Raw genomic sequence first — 15,131 nt, forward strand, 5'->3', positions numbered from 1 at the left:
CCCTGTGCGGTTTAATGAAGTATCGCTTCAGGGCTGCTGTTGATTAATCTCCACAGCCATGTGCTGATGACCATCCCAGGGCGTCACCGCGCTCAGACCAAACCAGTCGCCGGATTGGGGACTGGCGCTGCCGTCGCGGGAAATACGCACCCGAACCTGCACCTGATGCTGCGCCGAAAGCAGGCGCTCAGGCATCATGGCATTGCTGTCATCCAGCGTAAGCGATAACGGAAAGTGGCTCAGCGGCAAGCGCTTAACGGCCACGGGCACCGGTGAAACACCGTCAGAAACAGAAATATACATGACTCCGCCCGGCGGTAACATTTTTTCTGCCTCCGGCGTCAGCGTCACCGTCAGCGCCAGCTGCGTATTCTGCTGACCGGCGTCGGTTTTTGCTTGTTCAATGCTGCGCTCGATCATCACGCGGCGGCGATCGTCGACCGGAATCTGTTTCAGCATAGCCTGCCAGCTGCTAATCGCCTGGTCATACTGCTGCTGTTCATAGGCGTTAAACGCCAGCAGGCCGAGCGTGCGCAGGTTGCCGCCATCTTCTTTCAGCATATCTCGCAGCATCAGGCCCGCCTGGCGGTTATCCTGCGGATCGCTGGAGCGGGTCAGTACTTCAGCATAGTCCTGTTTCAGGGCGAGGTTGTTGGGCGCGAGCTGCAGCGCATGCTCGAACGCCTGGCTGGCGCTGGCGGCGTTGTTAAGCACCATGCCGAGACGTCCCAGCATGGTCCAGTCGTTCAGGTTATCAGGCTGCGCCTGCAGCGCGGTACGCAACCCAAGCTGGAGTCGCGCCAGCTCCTCCATGGTCAGCGGCTTCGCCTGCGGATCCATCACTCGCGCGCGCAGCGCCGGATAATCCTGCTGCACCTGCATCCAGCCGGCGACCTGCGTCAGACCGCCGCTTTTCAGATAGAAGCCGAGCGACACCGCGATCAGCGCTACCACGCCGGGCAGCAGTACCAGACGGCCGCTGGCGCGCGACGGCGCGGCGTGCTGCGGCGGAATATCGGTCAGCAGCGTCTGCTGCAGTTCGCTCACCATGGTGGCGCGCTCGCCGATAACGCCCTGCGCCTCATCCTCTTCCAGCTCGCGCAGGCGCTGATGATAAAAGTCGGTATTAAGGCGATCGCGATCGGCCTCGCTCGCCTGGCGCTGACGCCAGCCTGCGCCGAGAAACAGGGCGCTGACGGCCGCCAGCAGAATAATAATGCTTATCCACAAAGCGCTCATTTCAGCTTCCCGTCGCGTTTCAGTATCGCCGCAAGGCGCTGTTGATCGGTATCGTCCAGCTCGCTGCGCGTTTTACGCTGGCGACTGCGCAGGACGATTACCAGACCGCCGAGCACGGCGAACAGCGCCGGGCCGACCCAGAGGATCAGCGTCGACGGCGTCACCGGCGGCTCATAGGTGACGAAATTGCCGTAGCGCGCCACCATATAGTCGATGATTTGCTGGCGGCTCTGGCCCTGCTTCATCAGCTCATAGACCTTGAGGCGCATATCCGCCGCGATCATCGCATTCGAGTCGGCGATGCTGTTGTTCTGGCACTTCGGGCAGCGCAGCGAGGCGGTGAGATCGCGGTACTGCTCCTCCTGCGCCACGGAGTCGAACTGGTAAGTGTCGATCGCCGCCCACAGGCTGACGCTGAACAGCAGGCCGCAGAGCATCAAAAGCAAGCGCTTCATACGCCCTCCTTGCTGTATTTCCGCCACAGCGGCAGCACTTCCTGCTGCCAGACGCGCGCGTTGAGATCGCCCGCGTGGCGGTAGCGGATAATGCCGTTGCCGTCGATCAGAAAGGTTTCCGGCGCGCCGTAGACGCCGAGATCCAGCCCCAGCATGCCGTCGCCGTCATAAAGGCTAAGCGCATAAGGGTTGCCCAACGTATTGAGCCAGGTCACCGCTTTGGTGCGATCGTCTTTGTAGTTGAGGCCCACGACGCGAATGCCCTGCTCCGCCAGCTGGTTGAGATACTGATGCTCTGCGCGGCAGGTCGGGCACCAGGTCGCCCAGACGTTCAGCAGGATCGGTTTGCCGTCGTTGAGGACTTTCTGGTCGTAGATCTTGCCGGGCCGATCGAGCGCTTCCAGCTTAAACAGCGGCACCGGCTTGCCGATCAGCGCCGACTCCAGCCGGGTCGGATCGTCGCCGCCGGCGTTGCGCGACAGCTGCCACAGCAGCGCCGCCGCCAGCAGCAAAAACAGGATCAGCGGAATAAAGAGAATTTTCTTGTTCATGCCCGTTCCTCACGCGCGGCTTTTTTCCGCGAGCGGTAGCGCGGATCGAGCAGGCAGAGCAGGCCGCCGACCGCCATAAAGACGCCGCCGAACCAGATCCAGCGCACAAAAGGTTTGTAGTAGATGCGCACCGCCCAGGAGCCGTTATCCAGCTCTTCGCCTAGCGCGGCGTAGAGATCGCGCGTAAAGCCGCCGTCGATCGCCGCCTCGGTCATCATGGTGCGCGCCGCGGTGTAGAAACGTTTTTCCGCATGCAGCACCGCTTCTGGCTTGCCGTTGCGGCTGACGTCGATAATGCCGACGCCGCCGCTGTAGTTCGGCCCCTGCAGGTTATGCACGTCACGGAACACGAAGTGGTAACTGTGAATATCAATACTGTCGCCCGCTTTCATGCGCACGTCGCGCTCGACGCTGTACTGGGTGCTGAAGGCGATGCCGATCACCGTGACGCCGACGCCGATATGGCCCAGCACCATGCCCCAGTGGCTGCGCGACAGATGGCGCAGGCCGCGGAAGAAAGTATGCCGGTGAGTGGCGCGCTCGTGCAGTTCCATAAGCGTCAGCACCAAAATCCACACCGACATCAGCAGTCCTACGACCGTCATCGCCTCAATGCGATCCTGCAGCAGCCAGGGCAGCAGGATCGCGCTGGCCAGCGTCACCATCATCGCCAGCGCCAGACGCTTCCACAGCTTCTGCGGTTCGTCGCGTCGCCAGCGCACCAGCGGCCCGATGCCGAGCATCAGCGCGAACGGCGCCATCAGCCAGCTGAACATGGTGTTAAAGAAAGGCTCGCCCACGGAGATGCTGCCGAGGCCGAGCTGCTTGTGCACCAGCGGCAGCAGCGTGCCGAGCAGCACCACCAGCATCGCAGCGATCAGCAGCACATTGTTGCCGAGCAGGAAAGATTCGCGCGACCAGGTTTCGTTCTGCACGCGGCTGCGCACCTGCCCGCCCTTAATGGCGTAGAGCAGCAGCGAGCTGCCGATCACAATCACCAGGAAGGCGAGGATAAACATGCCGCGCGCCGGATCCGAGGCGAAGGAGTGCACCGACACCAGCACGCCGGAGCGCACCAGAAAGGTGCCGAGCAGGCTGAGGGAAAAGGCGGTGATCGCCAGCAGCACCGTCCAGGCTTTAAAAGTGCCGCGCTTTTCCGTCACCGCCAGCGAGTGCATTAGCGCGGTGCCCGCCAGCCACGGCATAAAGGAGGCGTTCTCGACCGGATCCCAGAACCACCAGCCGCCCCAGCCGAGTTCGTAATAGGCCCATGCCGAGCCGAGCACGATGCCGATGGTCAGAAACACCCAGGCCGCCGTGGTCCAGGGGCGCGACCAGCGCGCCCAGGCGGTATCCAGCCGACCCGCCATCAGCGAGGCGATGGCGAAGGCGAAGGCCACCGAGAAACCGACGTAGCCCATGTAGAGCAGCGGCGGATGGAAGATCAGGCCGATATCCTGCAGCATCGGATTGAGGTCGCGCCCGTCGATGGGGAAGTCCGGCAGCGTGCGCGTAAAGGGATTCGAGGTGAGAATAATAAACAGCAGGAAGCCGAGATTGATCATGCCCATCACCGCCAGCACGCGCGCCAGCGCATCCTGCGGCATGCCGCGGCTGAAAATCGCCACCAGCAGCGTCCAGCTGCTGAGCAGCAGCACCCAGAGCAGCAGCGAGCCTTCGTGCGCGCCCCAGGTCGCGGCGATGCGGTAATAGACCGGCAGCAGCGTATTGGAGTTGGCGGCGACGTAGCCGACGGTAAAGTCGTTGACCACGAAGGCGTGCACCAGCACGAGGAACGCCCCGGCGATGCAGAGGAACAGACCGCTCGCAAGCGGACGCGCCAGCCCCATCAGACGCGCATCCTGACGCACCGCGCCCCACAGCGGATAAACGCTCAACAGCAGCGCGATGCCCAGCGCCAGGCAGAGCAGAAAACTTCCAACTTCTGGCATCATGACTGGGTTCTCGCCTGTTCCGCCAGCGCCTGCGGGCTCTTGTGATTCTTCTTCATCGCATCCTCGATTTCCGGCGGCGTGTACTTCTCGTCATGCTTCGCCAGCACCTCTTTGGCGTTGACCAGGTTGCCCTCTTCCAGCACGCCCTGCGCGACGACGCCCTGCCCTTCGCGGAACAGGTCCGGCAGAATGCCTTCGAAGCTGACGCTGACCACGCCGTTGGCGTCGTAAAGCTTAAAGGAGACGGCCAGCGTATTCGGGTCGCGCTTCACGCTGCCCGGCATCACCATGCCCCCGACGCGCAGGCGCTGCCCCGCTTCCGGCTTCTGATGATCCTCGCCTTTGCCGTAGAGGATTTCGCTCGGCGTGTAGAACAGGTCGATATTGGAACGCAGCGCATACATAACCAGCGACGTGGCGAGGCCCAGCCCCACCAGGATCGCCACAACAACGTACAGGCGCTGACGACGACGGGTATTCACATTGGATCTCCTGCCGCTTCACCGGCGGCTTGTTTCATTTTCGCCGAACGGATGCGGCGCTCCCTGGACTGACGCTGGCGGATCTCGGCCAGCAGGCGGCGGCGCTGCAGCAGCGTATGCAGCAGCAGCCCGCCAAGCGGAACAAGGGTGCAGATCACCGCCAGCCAGACGTAAAAGGCGTAGCCGCCCATGGCGAAAAAGGCGGAGAGGGAAGAGAAAGCAGGCGTCATGCTTTGCGGCCTCCGTTGGCGAGGTTCGCCACCCAGGGGCGGTGACGCTCGGTGTAGAGGATCAGGTTACGCAGGCGCATCAGCGTCAGCGTGATGAACAGCAGCAGATAGCCGAGGATCGCCCAGCGCAACGGCGTGCGCATGCTCGGCGCGATCGCCTGCTGCAGAATGCCCGACGAGCCCTGATGCAGGGTGTTCCACCACTGTACCGAGAAGTGAATGATCGGCAGGTTGACCACGCCGACCAGGATAAGAATGCCGGCCGCGCGTCCCGCCGTGCGGCGGTCGTCAAACGACTGATAGAGCGCTATCACGCCCATATAGAGGAAGAGCAGCACCAGCTCCGAGGTCAGGCGCGCGTCCCAGATCCACCAGGTGCCCCACATCGGCTTGCCCCAGGCGGAGCCGGTGATCAGGGCGATAAAGGTAAAGACCGCGCCGACCGGCGCCATCGCGGTAGAGACCAGATCCGCCATCTTCATCTGCCACACCAGGCCGGTAAACGCGGCGACCGCCATCGCGGCGTAGACGCCCATCGACCACATCGCCGCCGGAACGTGGATATACATAATGCGGAAACTATCGCCCTGCTGATAGTCGGCCGGCGCGAAACCAAAGCCCCAGATCCAGCCGAGCAGCAGCGTCGCCGCGCCCGCCACGGCAAACCAGGGAATTAAACGCCCGCAGAGCTGATAAAGCCGCTCCGGCCTTCCCAGCTGATGTAACCATTTCCACATGTTGCATTGCTCACAGGTTAAAAAATCATTCCCGACATGTCTGACGCATGTGCGGATCAGTGCAGCGCGATACGCAGCGCGGCAGCGGTGGCGAACGGCGCCAGCGTCGCGCTGGCCGCCAGCATCGCGCCGAGGATCGCCAGATAACCGCCGATCGGCAATCCCTGGCCCGCCGCGTCGATCGCCGCGCTGGCGAAAATCAGTACCGGCACCGCCAGCGGCAGCACCAGCAGGCTCAGCAGCACGCCGCCGCGCCGCAGTCCAACCGTCAGCGCGACGCCGATAGCGCCGAGAAAACTGAAGGTCGGCGTGCCGAGCAGCAGCGTCAGCGCCATCGCCAGCCAGCTGTTGAAATCGAGCGACAGCAGCAGCGCCGCCAGCGGCGACAGCAGGATCAGCGGCAGGCCGGTGACCAGCCAGTGGGCGATCACCTTGCCCAGCACGGTAACCGGCAACGGCGTCGGCAGCAGCAACAGCTGCTCCAGCGATCCGTCGATAAAATCGTCGCGGAACAAGCGCTCCAGCGCCAGCAGCGATGAGAGCAAGGCGGCGACCCAGGCCACGCCCGGCGCGATGCGCGCCAGCTGCTGCGGTTCCGGCCCGATGCCGAGCGGGAACAGCGTAATCACGATCAGAAAGAACCAGAGCGGGTTAACCACCTCCACGCCGCTGCGAAAGGCGATGCGCAGCTCGCGCTGAATCATGCGCAGCGACATCAGAGCAGCTCCGCGCCAGTAAGCCGTATTTTACGCACGCGCGCATGGCTTTTTGGCAGATCCTGGTGGGTGGTGAGAATAACCGCGCCGCCCTGTTCGGCATGTTGCGTAAAGCGCTTCATTAATTTCTCCACACCCTCTTTATCTATCGCCGTTAGCGGCTCATCCAGGATCCACAGCGCGGCGTCGCTGAGCCAGAGCCGCGCCAGCGCCACGCGCCGCTGCTGTCCCGCCGAAAGCTGCGCCACCGGCACCTCTTCGTAGCCCAGCAGATCGACGCACTCCAGCGCGTCAAATATCTGCGAGGCGTCGCGGTTCGGATGATAGAAGCGAAGATTTTCCAGCGGCGATAGTACCGCTTTTACGCCAGGCTGATGGCCGAGAAAAAGCAGGCTTTGATGCCATTGTTCGCGCTGTTGGCGTATCGACTCGCTTTGCCAGCGCACCTCGCCCTCTTCCGGACGGCTCAGTCCCGCCAGCAGGCGCAGCAGCGAGGTTTTACCGGCGCCGTTCGGCCCTTCGATCTGTACGATATCGCCCGCCGCCACGCCGAACGACAGGCCATGGAACAGCGTGCGTTCGTCGCGAACGCAAGAGAGATTAATGACTTCGAGCATGCCGGAGGAGTCGCGCCAGGTAAAAAGTGGCCAGGATGATAGCACAAGGTTGCAGTGGGCCGAAGCCCATGGCGTGCGGCACGGCGCGCCTCGCATGATGGTTATGCCTCTTCTGAGGGGAATATGGATAAAAAATGCCCAAAGTTAAAATTTTGTTACGCTTCATCTGAAAGATAGTTACATTTCGCCCTTGCCAAAACAGGCTACGCTTATTACGCGCAGCAATTATAACAAGGAGCAAACATGAAACCTTCCCCATCCAGTCACCAGGATGAAAACGATGTCGACAGCGAAGAGAAAGAGCAAGGAACGGAAATTGAGGTAAACGAAGAGGCCCTGCCCTCGCGTGCGGCGGCGATACATGAAGAGATTCGTCAGGATGGCGAAAAGGAGTTAGAGCGCGACGGGATGGCGCTGCTCTGGTCGGCGATTGCGGCCGGCCTGTCGATGGGCGCCTCGCTGATGGCGAAGGGAATATTTCAGGTGCATCTTGACGGCCTGCCCGGCGACTTTTTGCTGGAAAACCTGGGCTACACCTTCGGCTTCGTTATCGTCATTATGGCGCGCCAGCAGCTCTTTACCGAGAATACGGTAACGGCGGTGTTGCCGGTGATGCACAAACCGACGCTGGGCAATGTCGGCCTGCTACTGCGGCTGTGGGGTCTGGTGCTGCTCGGCAACCTGATCGGCACCGCTCTCGCCTCGCTTGCCTTTGCCGAGATGCCGATTTTCGACGACGCGACGCGCCAGGCCTTTAGCGCCATCAGCCAGAAAGTGATGGAAAACACACCCGGCGAGATGTTCGCCAACGCGGTGATTTCCGGCTGGATTATCGCGACGATGGTCTGGATGATGCCGCAGGCAGGCGCCACCAAACTGATTGTGATCGTGATGATGACCTGGCTGGTCGGACTCGGCGATCTGGCGCATATCGTGGTGGGTTCGGTGGAGATCCTCTATCTGGTCTTTACCGGGCAGATTAGCTGGTATGAGTTTATCTGGCCGTTCGCGCTGCCGACCCTGCTGGGCAATATCACCGGCGGCACGCTGATTTTCGCGTTGATCAGCCATGCGCAGATCCGTAACGATATGAGCGAGGCGGCGAAAGCGGAGGCGAAAGCGAAACAGCGCGAAGCGAAGCAGCAGGAAAAGCAGCGCTAAGCTGTTGAGGAAATGAGCAAACGCGCCGCAGTTGGGTTATTCTTGCGGCGCGTTTGCGCTATACTGCGCGCCGCGGTCCCCTTAGTTAAATGGATATAACGAGCCCCTCCTAAGGGCTAGTTGCAGGTTCGATTCCTGCAGGGGACACCATCCTGACCTGAACCCGCCTCCACCGACCCGAACAAAACCCGCGTCCTGCCTGATTCCACTCCTGTTTGAACAGCACCGCCATGAACCGGCAAGTATTGACTACGCCATTTTTTTGCGGGCATATTGTGGGCACAGCAACACTCGTACCTGGAATGATGCCCACATGCTTACGGTAAAGCAGATCGACGCCGCTAAACCTAAGGATAAGTCATATCGCCTGGCTGACGCAGGAGGCCTTTTCCTTTTTGTCCCGCCTACCGGGAAAAAGGTGTGGCGCCTCCGCTACCGTTTCGACGGCAAAGAGAAAACGCTGGTCATTGGCCCCTATCCTCAGATCTCCCTGACAGAAGCACGAGCACGACAGTCAGACGCGAAAATGAAACTGCTGTCTGGCGTCGATCCTGCTCAGCAAAAACAGATAATGAAGAAAGACAAGGTGCCGGACACCTGGACCTTTGCCAGCATTTTCAATGAGTGGTATGCCCACAAATCAAAAGTATGGTCTGCGGGTTATGCCGATGAACTGTACCGCATGTTTACGAACGATATCCTGCCCATCGTCGGGCACTTCAGAATTGATGACATTGAGCCAATGTTAATTCTGAAGGTGATACGCCTCTTTGAAGATCGGGGCGCAATGGAACGGGCCGATAAAGCCAGAAAACGGTGCGGCGAAGTATTTCGTTATGCCATCGTGACCGGACGGGCCAGATACAACCCGGCCCCCGACCTTATTGATGCGCAGCAGGGCTATCAGAAACAGAACTACCCTTTTCTGACTATGGAGCGGATACAGGAGTTTCATCAGCGTCTTGAGTTTTATACAGGCAGCACCATTGCAAAGAATGCCACCCTTGCTCTTCATTACACGGCCCTGAGAACGAAAGAACTTCGCTATCTGACGTGGGAAAATGTCGACTTTGAGAAGCGCCTTATTACGATTGACGCGCACATGATGAAAAACCGGCGCGTGCATGTTGTGCCGATGTCAGACCAGGTTTATGCGCTGATGACTTTTATGAAGAAGATTGCCACCCGAAGCACCCTGTGCTTTCCGGGCAGATCGGATCCGAAAAAAACCATCAGTGAGAACACCATTCTTGGCGTTATCCGCCGCGTGGGCTATGACGGTGAGACGTGCGGGCACGGGTTCCGGCACCATTTCAGTACTGTGCTGAATGAGCATCGCTGGCCTCATGATGTAATTGAGCGTCAGCTGTCGCATGTTGACCGTAACAGCATCCGGGGCATCTACAATCATGCTCAGTATCTGGAAAAACGGCGCGAAATGATGCAGTGGTGGGCGGACTGGCTTGATGGCAAGCTGAAGTAAATTTTTTTACAGGTGCTAATCTCAGAGTCTTCATTTAAGGAGATTCAGAAATGGACGTATCATCCCGCACTGTTATTGCACTCAATGTTGTTTCATCCGTTGCGCTTGTTATCGGAGCTGCTTTATACCTGAACTGGATTTGAAGCTTGTCGCACATACAACCGGCCAGCCTGACAAGGTATCAATCAGCCGCTCGCCGGTTAACAAATGAACTGCGGAGCCAGCTGATGAAACCCTCACTTTTTACTGCATTCTTTCTCAGCGCATCGTTTATGGGATTGTCTGGAGAGACTGGCAGGCTTTTAAAATGTTTGCTCCGTAAGGCGGATTATATTTCCACACTGGTGACAAATGAGCGGCCAGCACGATAGGCCGTAAATTTTGGTGCTTCGCCAGGAGGGATATAACAGTAAACACGGCCAGACCGTTTACTGTTACCTACGAACACGATCAACTCGTGCACATGTGAACGGCCGATCGCCGGCAGGCTTATTCCTTTTATTTTGTAACTCATGCCCGGGGCATGTCCCTTATTACCGGTATCCGCGTAATCGAGCTGAACATCTTTATATATTTCGTTTTGATAATGATGATGCCGGATGATTAACTTAAACTGCTGCCGTTTATGCTGGGACCGAGCCACCAGAGTCAGGTTTGTATCCAGAATACGGTCAAATGACTCGCCAGCGATTCTGAACAGCACGTGTTCTCCTTCTTTGTCGGACCAGCTGAAAGCGCCTTCGGGTAATCGCACTCCACCTGACTGAACATTATAAATGTCACCTGTTATCTGTTTTGCATCCAGAATACCTTCAATGGTGCAGCTGTCTTTAATCGTTACGTTCTCAAGCTCACCCGATATAGCGCGAAGCGTGCCGCTGATATCAGCATCCCTTGCCGTCAGTTTGCCATCAGGCGTGAGTTCAAAAGCTGGCGGATTACCACTGCTGGTAATGCTGACCGCACGCAGGTACCTGATGAGCGCTTCACGGAAATAGATCTGGTCGTGTTCAATAACCAGTGCGGGCACTGAGTTTCCATTCTCCGGGTTCACAAACGCCACGCGATCAGCGGCCATCAGAATCTGGCTCTGCATCCCCTCCGGCTTTTCTTCAATTCCCATGCCAAAGCCAGCCATGCAGTACTGACCATTTTTCAGCTGCTGTAATTTGACTGACCATTGCGAATTCAGTCGCCCTTCCGTGTCTTTCCAGCTCTTTTCAATTTTCCCGATTTTTGCGGCGCCCTCTGACAGCTGCTCCATTTTTGTCAGTAAGCTCTGTCCAAGATGTGTGTCGCTGATTTTTCCCTTATAAAATGCCAGATAGTCTTCCGCTTTTTCGCTCGGGCTGGCGGCCTGTTCGGTAAAAGCAGATTTGCCCAGCGCGTTTACGCTGCGGATATAGAAGTAGTGAACATTGCCCGGCATGAGGCCGTCTTTTATCCAGCAGCGTCCTTCTCCCAGATATTGCGCCTGAGATTCGGCCTGTTGTGGGTCAGCGATCCGGGTTCCGGAATACCAGAATTCATAACGTGTCGTGGCGTCATAAACGGCCTGATGCGGCACCAGCGTGACCTGGAAATAGCCGGGTGTGACGTTAATGGATACGGGAGGCTCAGGTACAGCAACCGTAATACCGGCAGAGACAGGTTCGCTTTTCTGCCCGGCCTCATTGACCGAACTGACGCGCAGCGTATAGCGCCCCGTTTCTGGCAGCAGGAACGAACATTCAGGCCGATCTGCTGTGTTGCTGAAAACCAGAAGCTCCGTAGCGTCATGTCCACGTGTGACCCGTATTTCAAAATGCACGCTGCTTAATGTCCGCAAGATTTCCCACCGGGCAAGGGCCTGAATGCGTCCGGATGAAGCGCTGACGCTGACACGAAGGTGTCTGACTGCTGGCGGTAAGACCGCGTGCTCGCTGGCCGGTGGCTCTGAAAAGCGCTTGCCTTCATCCACCCGCGCCTGCTTCTCCGGGCAGTGCTGCAGAGCAGTGACGGCATAGCCGCCGTTTTCGCTTTCACGAATGGCCACACAGCGAAACAGTCGCTGCCGCAGACCGGGCAGTTTCAGTCCCCAGACGCTGAGTGATGCCATACCTTCAGGAATAGTATCCACCTCAACACAGTCAGGTTCAGGATGGCCGGTCACGCTGACGGTGAAAGGCTGCCCGGCCTCACTCATCAGGTTCAGCGAGGCACGGCCCTCTTCAGGAAGGGACACGGGCCGGTCAAGCCTGAGCAATTTCTTCTCAGGCTCTGCGGCAATGATCCGGCCACCGGTCGCGGTTCCGGCGTAATCGTTGTCGCAAATTTCGAAAATATCCCCAGGGATATGACGCAGCCCTTCTGCCCCCACACAAAAGTCGACGGTCTGGGTTTCCAGCAGTTCGGTCTGGATGATCCATAAGCCGGCCCGGTGTGCCTGCCCCCGGCTGGTACAGCCAAACGCATCGACTTTCAGCAGATTGCGCCCGTATCGCTTTATGGCCTCGCGGTCTTCCACCAGCTCTACGGAAGGCTGCCAGTTATTGTGTGGGTCGATGAAACGCACCTCAACCGCGTTATGGCGGTCTTTCAGTGCGCTGAAGCTGTAATGGAACTGGCCGCCGGCCACGCTGGCACTGGTGTAGGTCCAGACAACGTCCGAAGGCGTATCCTGAATAAACGTCAGACGCTGGCCGTTCCATACGGGCATACAGCGCATCATGCTGCAGAAATCACCGATGACATCGAACGTCTTCCGCTGCCGGGTCAGCCATGCGTTGCAGCGGATGCGGGGTTCCAGCCCGCCATAGCCATCAGTGACCTTTTCATCACAGTAGCGGGCAATGTTATAGAGTGCCCACTTGTCTGCATCCTCAATACCCATTCGCTGCCCCAGACCATAGCGTGGGTGCATCAGCAGGTCATACAGGCACCAGGCCGGGTTGTCCGTCCAGGCCTCTTTAAACTCCCCATTCCAGCGCTCTCCGGCATAGCTGCGCGTCACCGGGTCATAATTTGCCGGCACCCTGACCAGGCGCCCCCGCATCAGGTAATTGCGCTCCGCGCGCTGATTGCCCGATTTCTCTGAGTCAATTTTCAGGCCCGTCACGGCCGTATGGGGATAGCATTGCCGGACACTGGTGATTTCTGTATATGATGACCAGAAGGTCTTATTGAACAGCCGGTTACCGGTGCTGTCAGGCGTAATACGCATTACGCGAACGTCAAACGGCGCAGGCGGCAGTTTTTCAAGGATCACTGAAAACGCAAACGGCTCGTGCGTACGTCCCTTCACGGTAATGTCTTTTTCCGTTTTCCAGCCTGCAGGATGCCGGATATGAATTTGCAGGGTGACTGACGCATCCTGCGTTTCGCCTTTTTTGTTGACCGAGAACAGCTGGCGAACGCCCAGCGTCAGGCGAAGCCGGTCTGTTTCCTTTCCATCCACCGTGCGCGTGACGGCATATTGCGCGGTCACGTCAGCATTGATCAGCTTTTCCCGGGCTGATGCCTCAAATCCGCTCAGCGGTGGCTGATCCGCCGTTCCGGCATGAAAGTGCATACTGACGCCCTGCACGTTCACCTGTCCGTCCGGCCCAAGCACAGGCGTGCCGTTAATCAGCACGCTTTTTAAACCGTCAACAAGACCGGCAACGGGGCCTTCGCTGACAACATCCATTACGCTCAGTAACTGAGAGGAGCGAAGATTGTCAGGTTTGTCGTGTGGCGTTTGTGCATGGTGATGCAAGATTTTCATAGTTTTAACCTGAGGAAAATGAATCCAGGAACAGCTCCCCTTTGAGCTCTCTTTTAATGCCCGATAACAATGACTTTTCCTTCCCCGCTCATGTCCCGGGTGGAAATCTCCTGAGAAATTACGCGTGACCCCACCCGCATTTCCCCATACAGAACCGGTACCGGCGCGCCCTGAGCCATCATGTTTTCTGTGCCTGAAAACCAGGTGCTTTTGTTATCTCTGGCATCTGCATCTGCAGATCGTGGAGCCAGCAGCTGAGCAGCTCCGCCCAGCATCAGGCTGGCCCCCAGCGAAAAAGCCGCCCCACTCAGCGAAAGCGTTGTCGCGCCTACCGTCCAGGCAAAAGCATTCAGGCCCGGAATAAATGACGCCGCGATGAGCGCGGCACCTGCAAACAACTGAAGCAGGCCCCGCCGGGAAGCACCCTGCAGCCGGGGGACCAGATGGACAACTGCGCCAGACGGTAGCTTTTCATGCAGGCGGGCATGCAGGTTGCCAGTATCAAGATCGCTGCCGGCAATACGCACCTGATAAAGCCCTTCGCTGAACTGACGCCTGAACTCACCGGACTGCATCACCAGCGCATGCAGCGCTTCTGCCGCAGTCTTCACATGTAGATCAATGTGCCTGCCAGACCTGGCGAGATTGCCGTACAGACACACCCGAACCGGTCGGGTCCTTTCAGAGGAAGGTTCAGTTGAGCTCATTGTCATCTCCAAAACGATAAATGCTGTCGCCGCAGACCAGCCACCAGCTGCAGGCGCTGTGCCTCATGGCGGCTTTATCCGCAGGGCTCAGTTCAGGTGGCCCATCAGGATGGCTGTGAACCAGCGCGATAATCGTGCCGGCGGCAGAGGCCCCCAGGTAATCTTCAGGGGTGATCAGAAAATGCCGGCGTGGCTCAGGGGAAGCGTTAATGCAGGGCTGATACTGGTAGTCGTCCGGCGTCAGGATGACCAGACCACAGCACTCCTGCGGATGACAGGCCCGGGCGTGAGCGAAGATATCTTCGGAGAGACGTCCGGCCGTCGCTGCGTTACAGGCGTACGTCATTCTGCAGAGTACGCATTCAGCGAGAGAAACCCGCCGAAGCGCCCGGTGTTATGACGAAGCCGGCAACCTGCCGCACAGTTGCCACAGTGATCCTGAGCGGCCTCCTTCACGGGTTGTCCATTGCTGTCCGCAATAACTGGCCCGGTGTACCCACAGTCTGCAGAGCGGTATTCCCACGGGCAAAGGTCGGACAGCATGATGCGGCCCGGGCACAGCAGCCCTTCGGTTTCTGTCGGCACGGCCAGAATAAATCTCGCCGTCAGTGACGTCAGTTCCGCCAGCTGTTCAATAACATAACGGCTGACCACTTCCTGCTGCGGATCGGCGTCCGGATTACCACGCCTGAAATTCTCTGCGTCTAGAAACCGTGCACAGACCATTCGCCGTATCACAGCGGCACCCACCAGGCTCTGGTGCGTCTCGGCCAGGCCGGTCACGATGCCATACAGGTTTGAGACAACAACTGACGGACGCGCAGTCGGGCCTCGCCCGCTCATGCCACACTCTTCCATCCTGACGGGATAAGGCCGGTAGCGACGTTTCTGCCAGATAACCGCTTTTCCGAATTCGTTCTGTTCATTGCAGAAGAAGTAACGTTTACCGCCTGTTGCGGTCAGATCCGCTTCCCACAGGTCAATACGGGCAGACGGCTCTGTCCGGGTCAGTTCACTCAGCATTTGAGAAGGAATGGTGTTCATCGCTGTTAC

The 15,131-nt window shown here is 58.6% G+C and carries 15 protein-coding genes and 1 tRNA gene; 3 read left to right on the forward strand and 13 right to left on the reverse strand.

Annotated elements, in window-relative coordinates; translation table 11 throughout:
• Window positions 1–27: 27 nt before the first annotated feature.
• The 9 genes from ccmI to ccmA are packed head-to-tail and all read right to left on the reverse strand — an operon-like array spanning window position 28 to window position 6,982.
• Window positions 28–1,239 (reverse strand): c-type cytochrome biogenesis protein CcmI, encoded by a 1,212-nt coding sequence (gene ccmI, locus JS46_RS10705; RefSeq protein ID WP_033750625.1) that lies wholly within the window; start codon window positions 1,237–1,239, stop codon window positions 28–30.
• Window positions 1,236–1,694: a cytochrome c-type biogenesis protein gene (locus JS46_RS10710; protein WP_033750627.1), complete on the reverse strand. Its 459-nt coding sequence runs from the start codon at window positions 1,692–1,694 to the stop codon at window positions 1,236–1,238. Before JS46_RS10710 ends, ccmI begins: the two co-directional genes overlap by 4 nt.
• Window positions 1,691–2,245, reverse strand: coding sequence for a DsbE family thiol:disulfide interchange protein (locus JS46_RS10715; RefSeq protein WP_033750630.1), 555 nt, complete (start codon window positions 2,243–2,245; stop codon window positions 1,691–1,693). Before JS46_RS10715 ends, JS46_RS10710 begins: the two co-directional genes overlap by 4 nt.
• Complete coding sequence (locus tag JS46_RS10720; protein WP_033750632.1) at window positions 2,242–4,200, reverse strand: heme lyase CcmF/NrfE family subunit; 1,959 nt, start codon at window positions 4,198–4,200, stop codon at window positions 2,242–2,244. Before JS46_RS10720 ends, JS46_RS10715 begins: the two co-directional genes overlap by 4 nt.
• A complete protein-coding gene (gene ccmE / locus JS46_RS10725; protein ID WP_033750634.1) occupies window positions 4,197–4,682 on the reverse strand; it encodes a cytochrome c maturation protein CcmE in 486 nt (161 codons plus the stop codon). The genes JS46_RS10720 and ccmE overlap by 4 nt, the downstream gene beginning before the upstream one ends.
• Entirely contained in the window at window positions 4,679–4,912 is a 234-nt protein-coding gene (gene ccmD, locus JS46_RS10730; RefSeq protein ID WP_033750637.1) for a heme exporter protein CcmD, read from the reverse strand. Before ccmD ends, ccmE begins: the two co-directional genes overlap by 4 nt.
• On the reverse strand, window positions 4,909–5,649 hold the full coding sequence (locus JS46_RS10735; protein WP_033750640.1) for a heme ABC transporter permease: 741 nt from the start codon (window positions 5,647–5,649) through the stop codon (window positions 4,909–4,911). Before JS46_RS10735 ends, ccmD begins: the two co-directional genes overlap by 4 nt.
• A 56-nt stretch (window positions 5,650–5,705) precedes the next feature.
• Window positions 5,706–6,365, reverse strand: a complete 660-nt coding sequence (gene ccmB, locus JS46_RS10740) for a heme exporter protein CcmB (RefSeq protein WP_033750643.1) — start codon at window positions 6,363–6,365, stop codon at window positions 5,706–5,708.
• Window positions 6,365–6,982 carry a cytochrome c biogenesis heme-transporting ATPase CcmA gene (ccmA, locus tag JS46_RS10745; protein WP_033750647.1) on the reverse strand — a complete coding sequence of 206 codons (618 nt, stop codon included), beginning with the start codon at window positions 6,980–6,982 and terminating at the stop codon, window positions 6,365–6,367. Before ccmA ends, ccmB begins: the two co-directional genes overlap by 1 nt.
• 243 nt (window positions 6,983–7,225) lie before the next feature.
• On the opposite strand from ccmA, the gene JS46_RS10750 reads away from it, so the two are divergent.
• The 3 genes from JS46_RS10750 to JS46_RS10760 all read left to right on the forward strand — a co-directional run bounded on the left by JS46_RS10750 (window position 7,226) and on the right by JS46_RS10760 (window position 9,626).
• Window positions 7,226–8,143, forward strand: a complete 918-nt coding sequence (locus JS46_RS10750; protein WP_033750650.1) for a formate/nitrite transporter family protein — start codon at window positions 7,226–7,228, stop codon at window positions 8,141–8,143.
• A 75-nt stretch (window positions 8,144–8,218) separates the two neighbouring features.
• Window positions 8,219–8,293 (forward strand) — tRNA-Arg (locus JS46_RS10755).
• Window positions 8,294–8,456: 163 nt separating this feature from the next.
• Window positions 8,457–9,626 carry a tyrosine-type recombinase/integrase gene (locus JS46_RS10760; RefSeq protein ID WP_033750651.1) on the forward strand — a complete coding sequence of 390 codons (1,170 nt, stop codon included), beginning with the start codon at window positions 8,457–8,459 and terminating at the stop codon, window positions 9,624–9,626.
• A 328-nt stretch (window positions 9,627–9,954) separates the two neighbouring features.
• Here JS46_RS10760 and JS46_RS10765 read toward each other — a convergent pair whose 3' ends face one another.
• Genes JS46_RS10765 through JS46_RS10780 form a run of 4 tightly spaced genes read right to left on the reverse strand, consistent with a single transcriptional unit; the run spans window position 9,955 to window position 15,122 of the window.
• Window positions 9,955–13,371: a host specificity protein J gene (locus tag JS46_RS10765; protein WP_081876056.1), complete on the reverse strand. Its 3,417-nt coding sequence runs from the start codon at window positions 13,369–13,371 to the stop codon at window positions 9,955–9,957.
• A 53-nt stretch (window positions 13,372–13,424) separates the two neighbouring features.
• Window positions 13,425–14,078, reverse strand: coding sequence for a tail assembly protein (locus JS46_RS10770; protein ID WP_081876057.1), 654 nt, complete (start codon window positions 14,076–14,078; stop codon window positions 13,425–13,427).
• Window positions 14,065–14,424, reverse strand: coding sequence for a C40 family peptidase (locus tag JS46_RS10775; RefSeq protein WP_051905608.1), 360 nt, complete (start codon window positions 14,422–14,424; stop codon window positions 14,065–14,067). The genes JS46_RS10770 and JS46_RS10775 overlap by 14 nt, the downstream gene beginning before the upstream one ends.
• Window positions 14,421–15,122, reverse strand: coding sequence for a phage minor tail protein L (locus JS46_RS10780; RefSeq protein ID WP_033750656.1), 702 nt, complete (start codon window positions 15,120–15,122; stop codon window positions 14,421–14,423). Before JS46_RS10780 ends, JS46_RS10775 begins: the two co-directional genes overlap by 4 nt.
• Window positions 15,123–15,131: the final 9 nt, after the last annotated feature.

It is taken from the genome of Pantoea sp. NGS-ED-1003, from assembly GCF_000738765.1.
In the GTDB taxonomy this organism is placed as follows: domain Bacteria; phylum Pseudomonadota; class Gammaproteobacteria; order Enterobacterales; family Enterobacteriaceae; genus Pantoea; species Pantoea septica.

Bases quoted from the DNA above. Each gene is read 5' to 3' on its own strand.
- JS46_RS10760 (WP_033750651.1), top strand. From the start codon at position 8,457: ATGCTTACGGTAAAGCAGATCGACGCCGCTAAACCTAAGGATAAGTCA.
- ccmD (WP_033750637.1), bottom strand. From the start codon at position 4,912: ATGACGCCTGCTTTCTCTTCCCTCTCCGCCTTTTTCGCCATGGGCGGC.
- ccmI (WP_033750625.1), bottom strand. From the start codon at position 1,239: ATGAGCGCTTTGTGGATAAGCATTATTATTCTGCTGGCGGCCGTCAGC.
- JS46_RS10780 (WP_033750656.1), bottom strand. From the start codon at position 15,122: ATGAACACCATTCCTTCTCAAATGCTGAGTGAACTGACCCGGACAGAG.
- JS46_RS10775 (WP_051905608.1), bottom strand. From the start codon at position 14,424: ATGACGTACGCCTGTAACGCAGCGACGGCCGGACGTCTCTCCGAAGAT.
- JS46_RS10770 (WP_081876057.1), bottom strand. From the start codon at position 14,078: ATGAGCTCAACTGAACCTTCCTCTGAAAGGACCCGACCGGTTCGGGTG.
- ccmB (WP_033750643.1), bottom strand. From the start codon at position 6,365: ATGTCGCTGCGCATGATTCAGCGCGAGCTGCGCATCGCCTTTCGCAGC.
- JS46_RS10720 (WP_033750632.1), bottom strand. From the start codon at position 4,200: ATGATGCCAGAAGTTGGAAGTTTTCTGCTCTGCCTGGCGCTGGGCATC.
- JS46_RS10750 (WP_033750650.1), top strand. From the start codon at position 7,226: ATGAAACCTTCCCCATCCAGTCACCAGGATGAAAACGATGTCGACAGC.
- JS46_RS10710 (WP_033750627.1), bottom strand. From the start codon at position 1,694: ATGAAGCGCTTGCTTTTGATGCTCTGCGGCCTGCTGTTCAGCGTCAGC.
- JS46_RS10735 (WP_033750640.1), bottom strand. From the start codon at position 5,649: ATGTGGAAATGGTTACATCAGCTGGGAAGGCCGGAGCGGCTTTATCAG.
- JS46_RS10715 (WP_033750630.1), bottom strand. From the start codon at position 2,245: ATGAACAAGAAAATTCTCTTTATTCCGCTGATCCTGTTTTTGCTGCTG.
- ccmA (WP_033750647.1), bottom strand. From the start codon at position 6,982: ATGCTCGAAGTCATTAATCTCTCTTGCGTTCGCGACGAACGCACGCTG.
- JS46_RS10765 (WP_081876056.1), bottom strand. From the start codon at position 13,371: ATGAAAATCTTGCATCACCATGCACAAACGCCACACGACAAACCTGAC.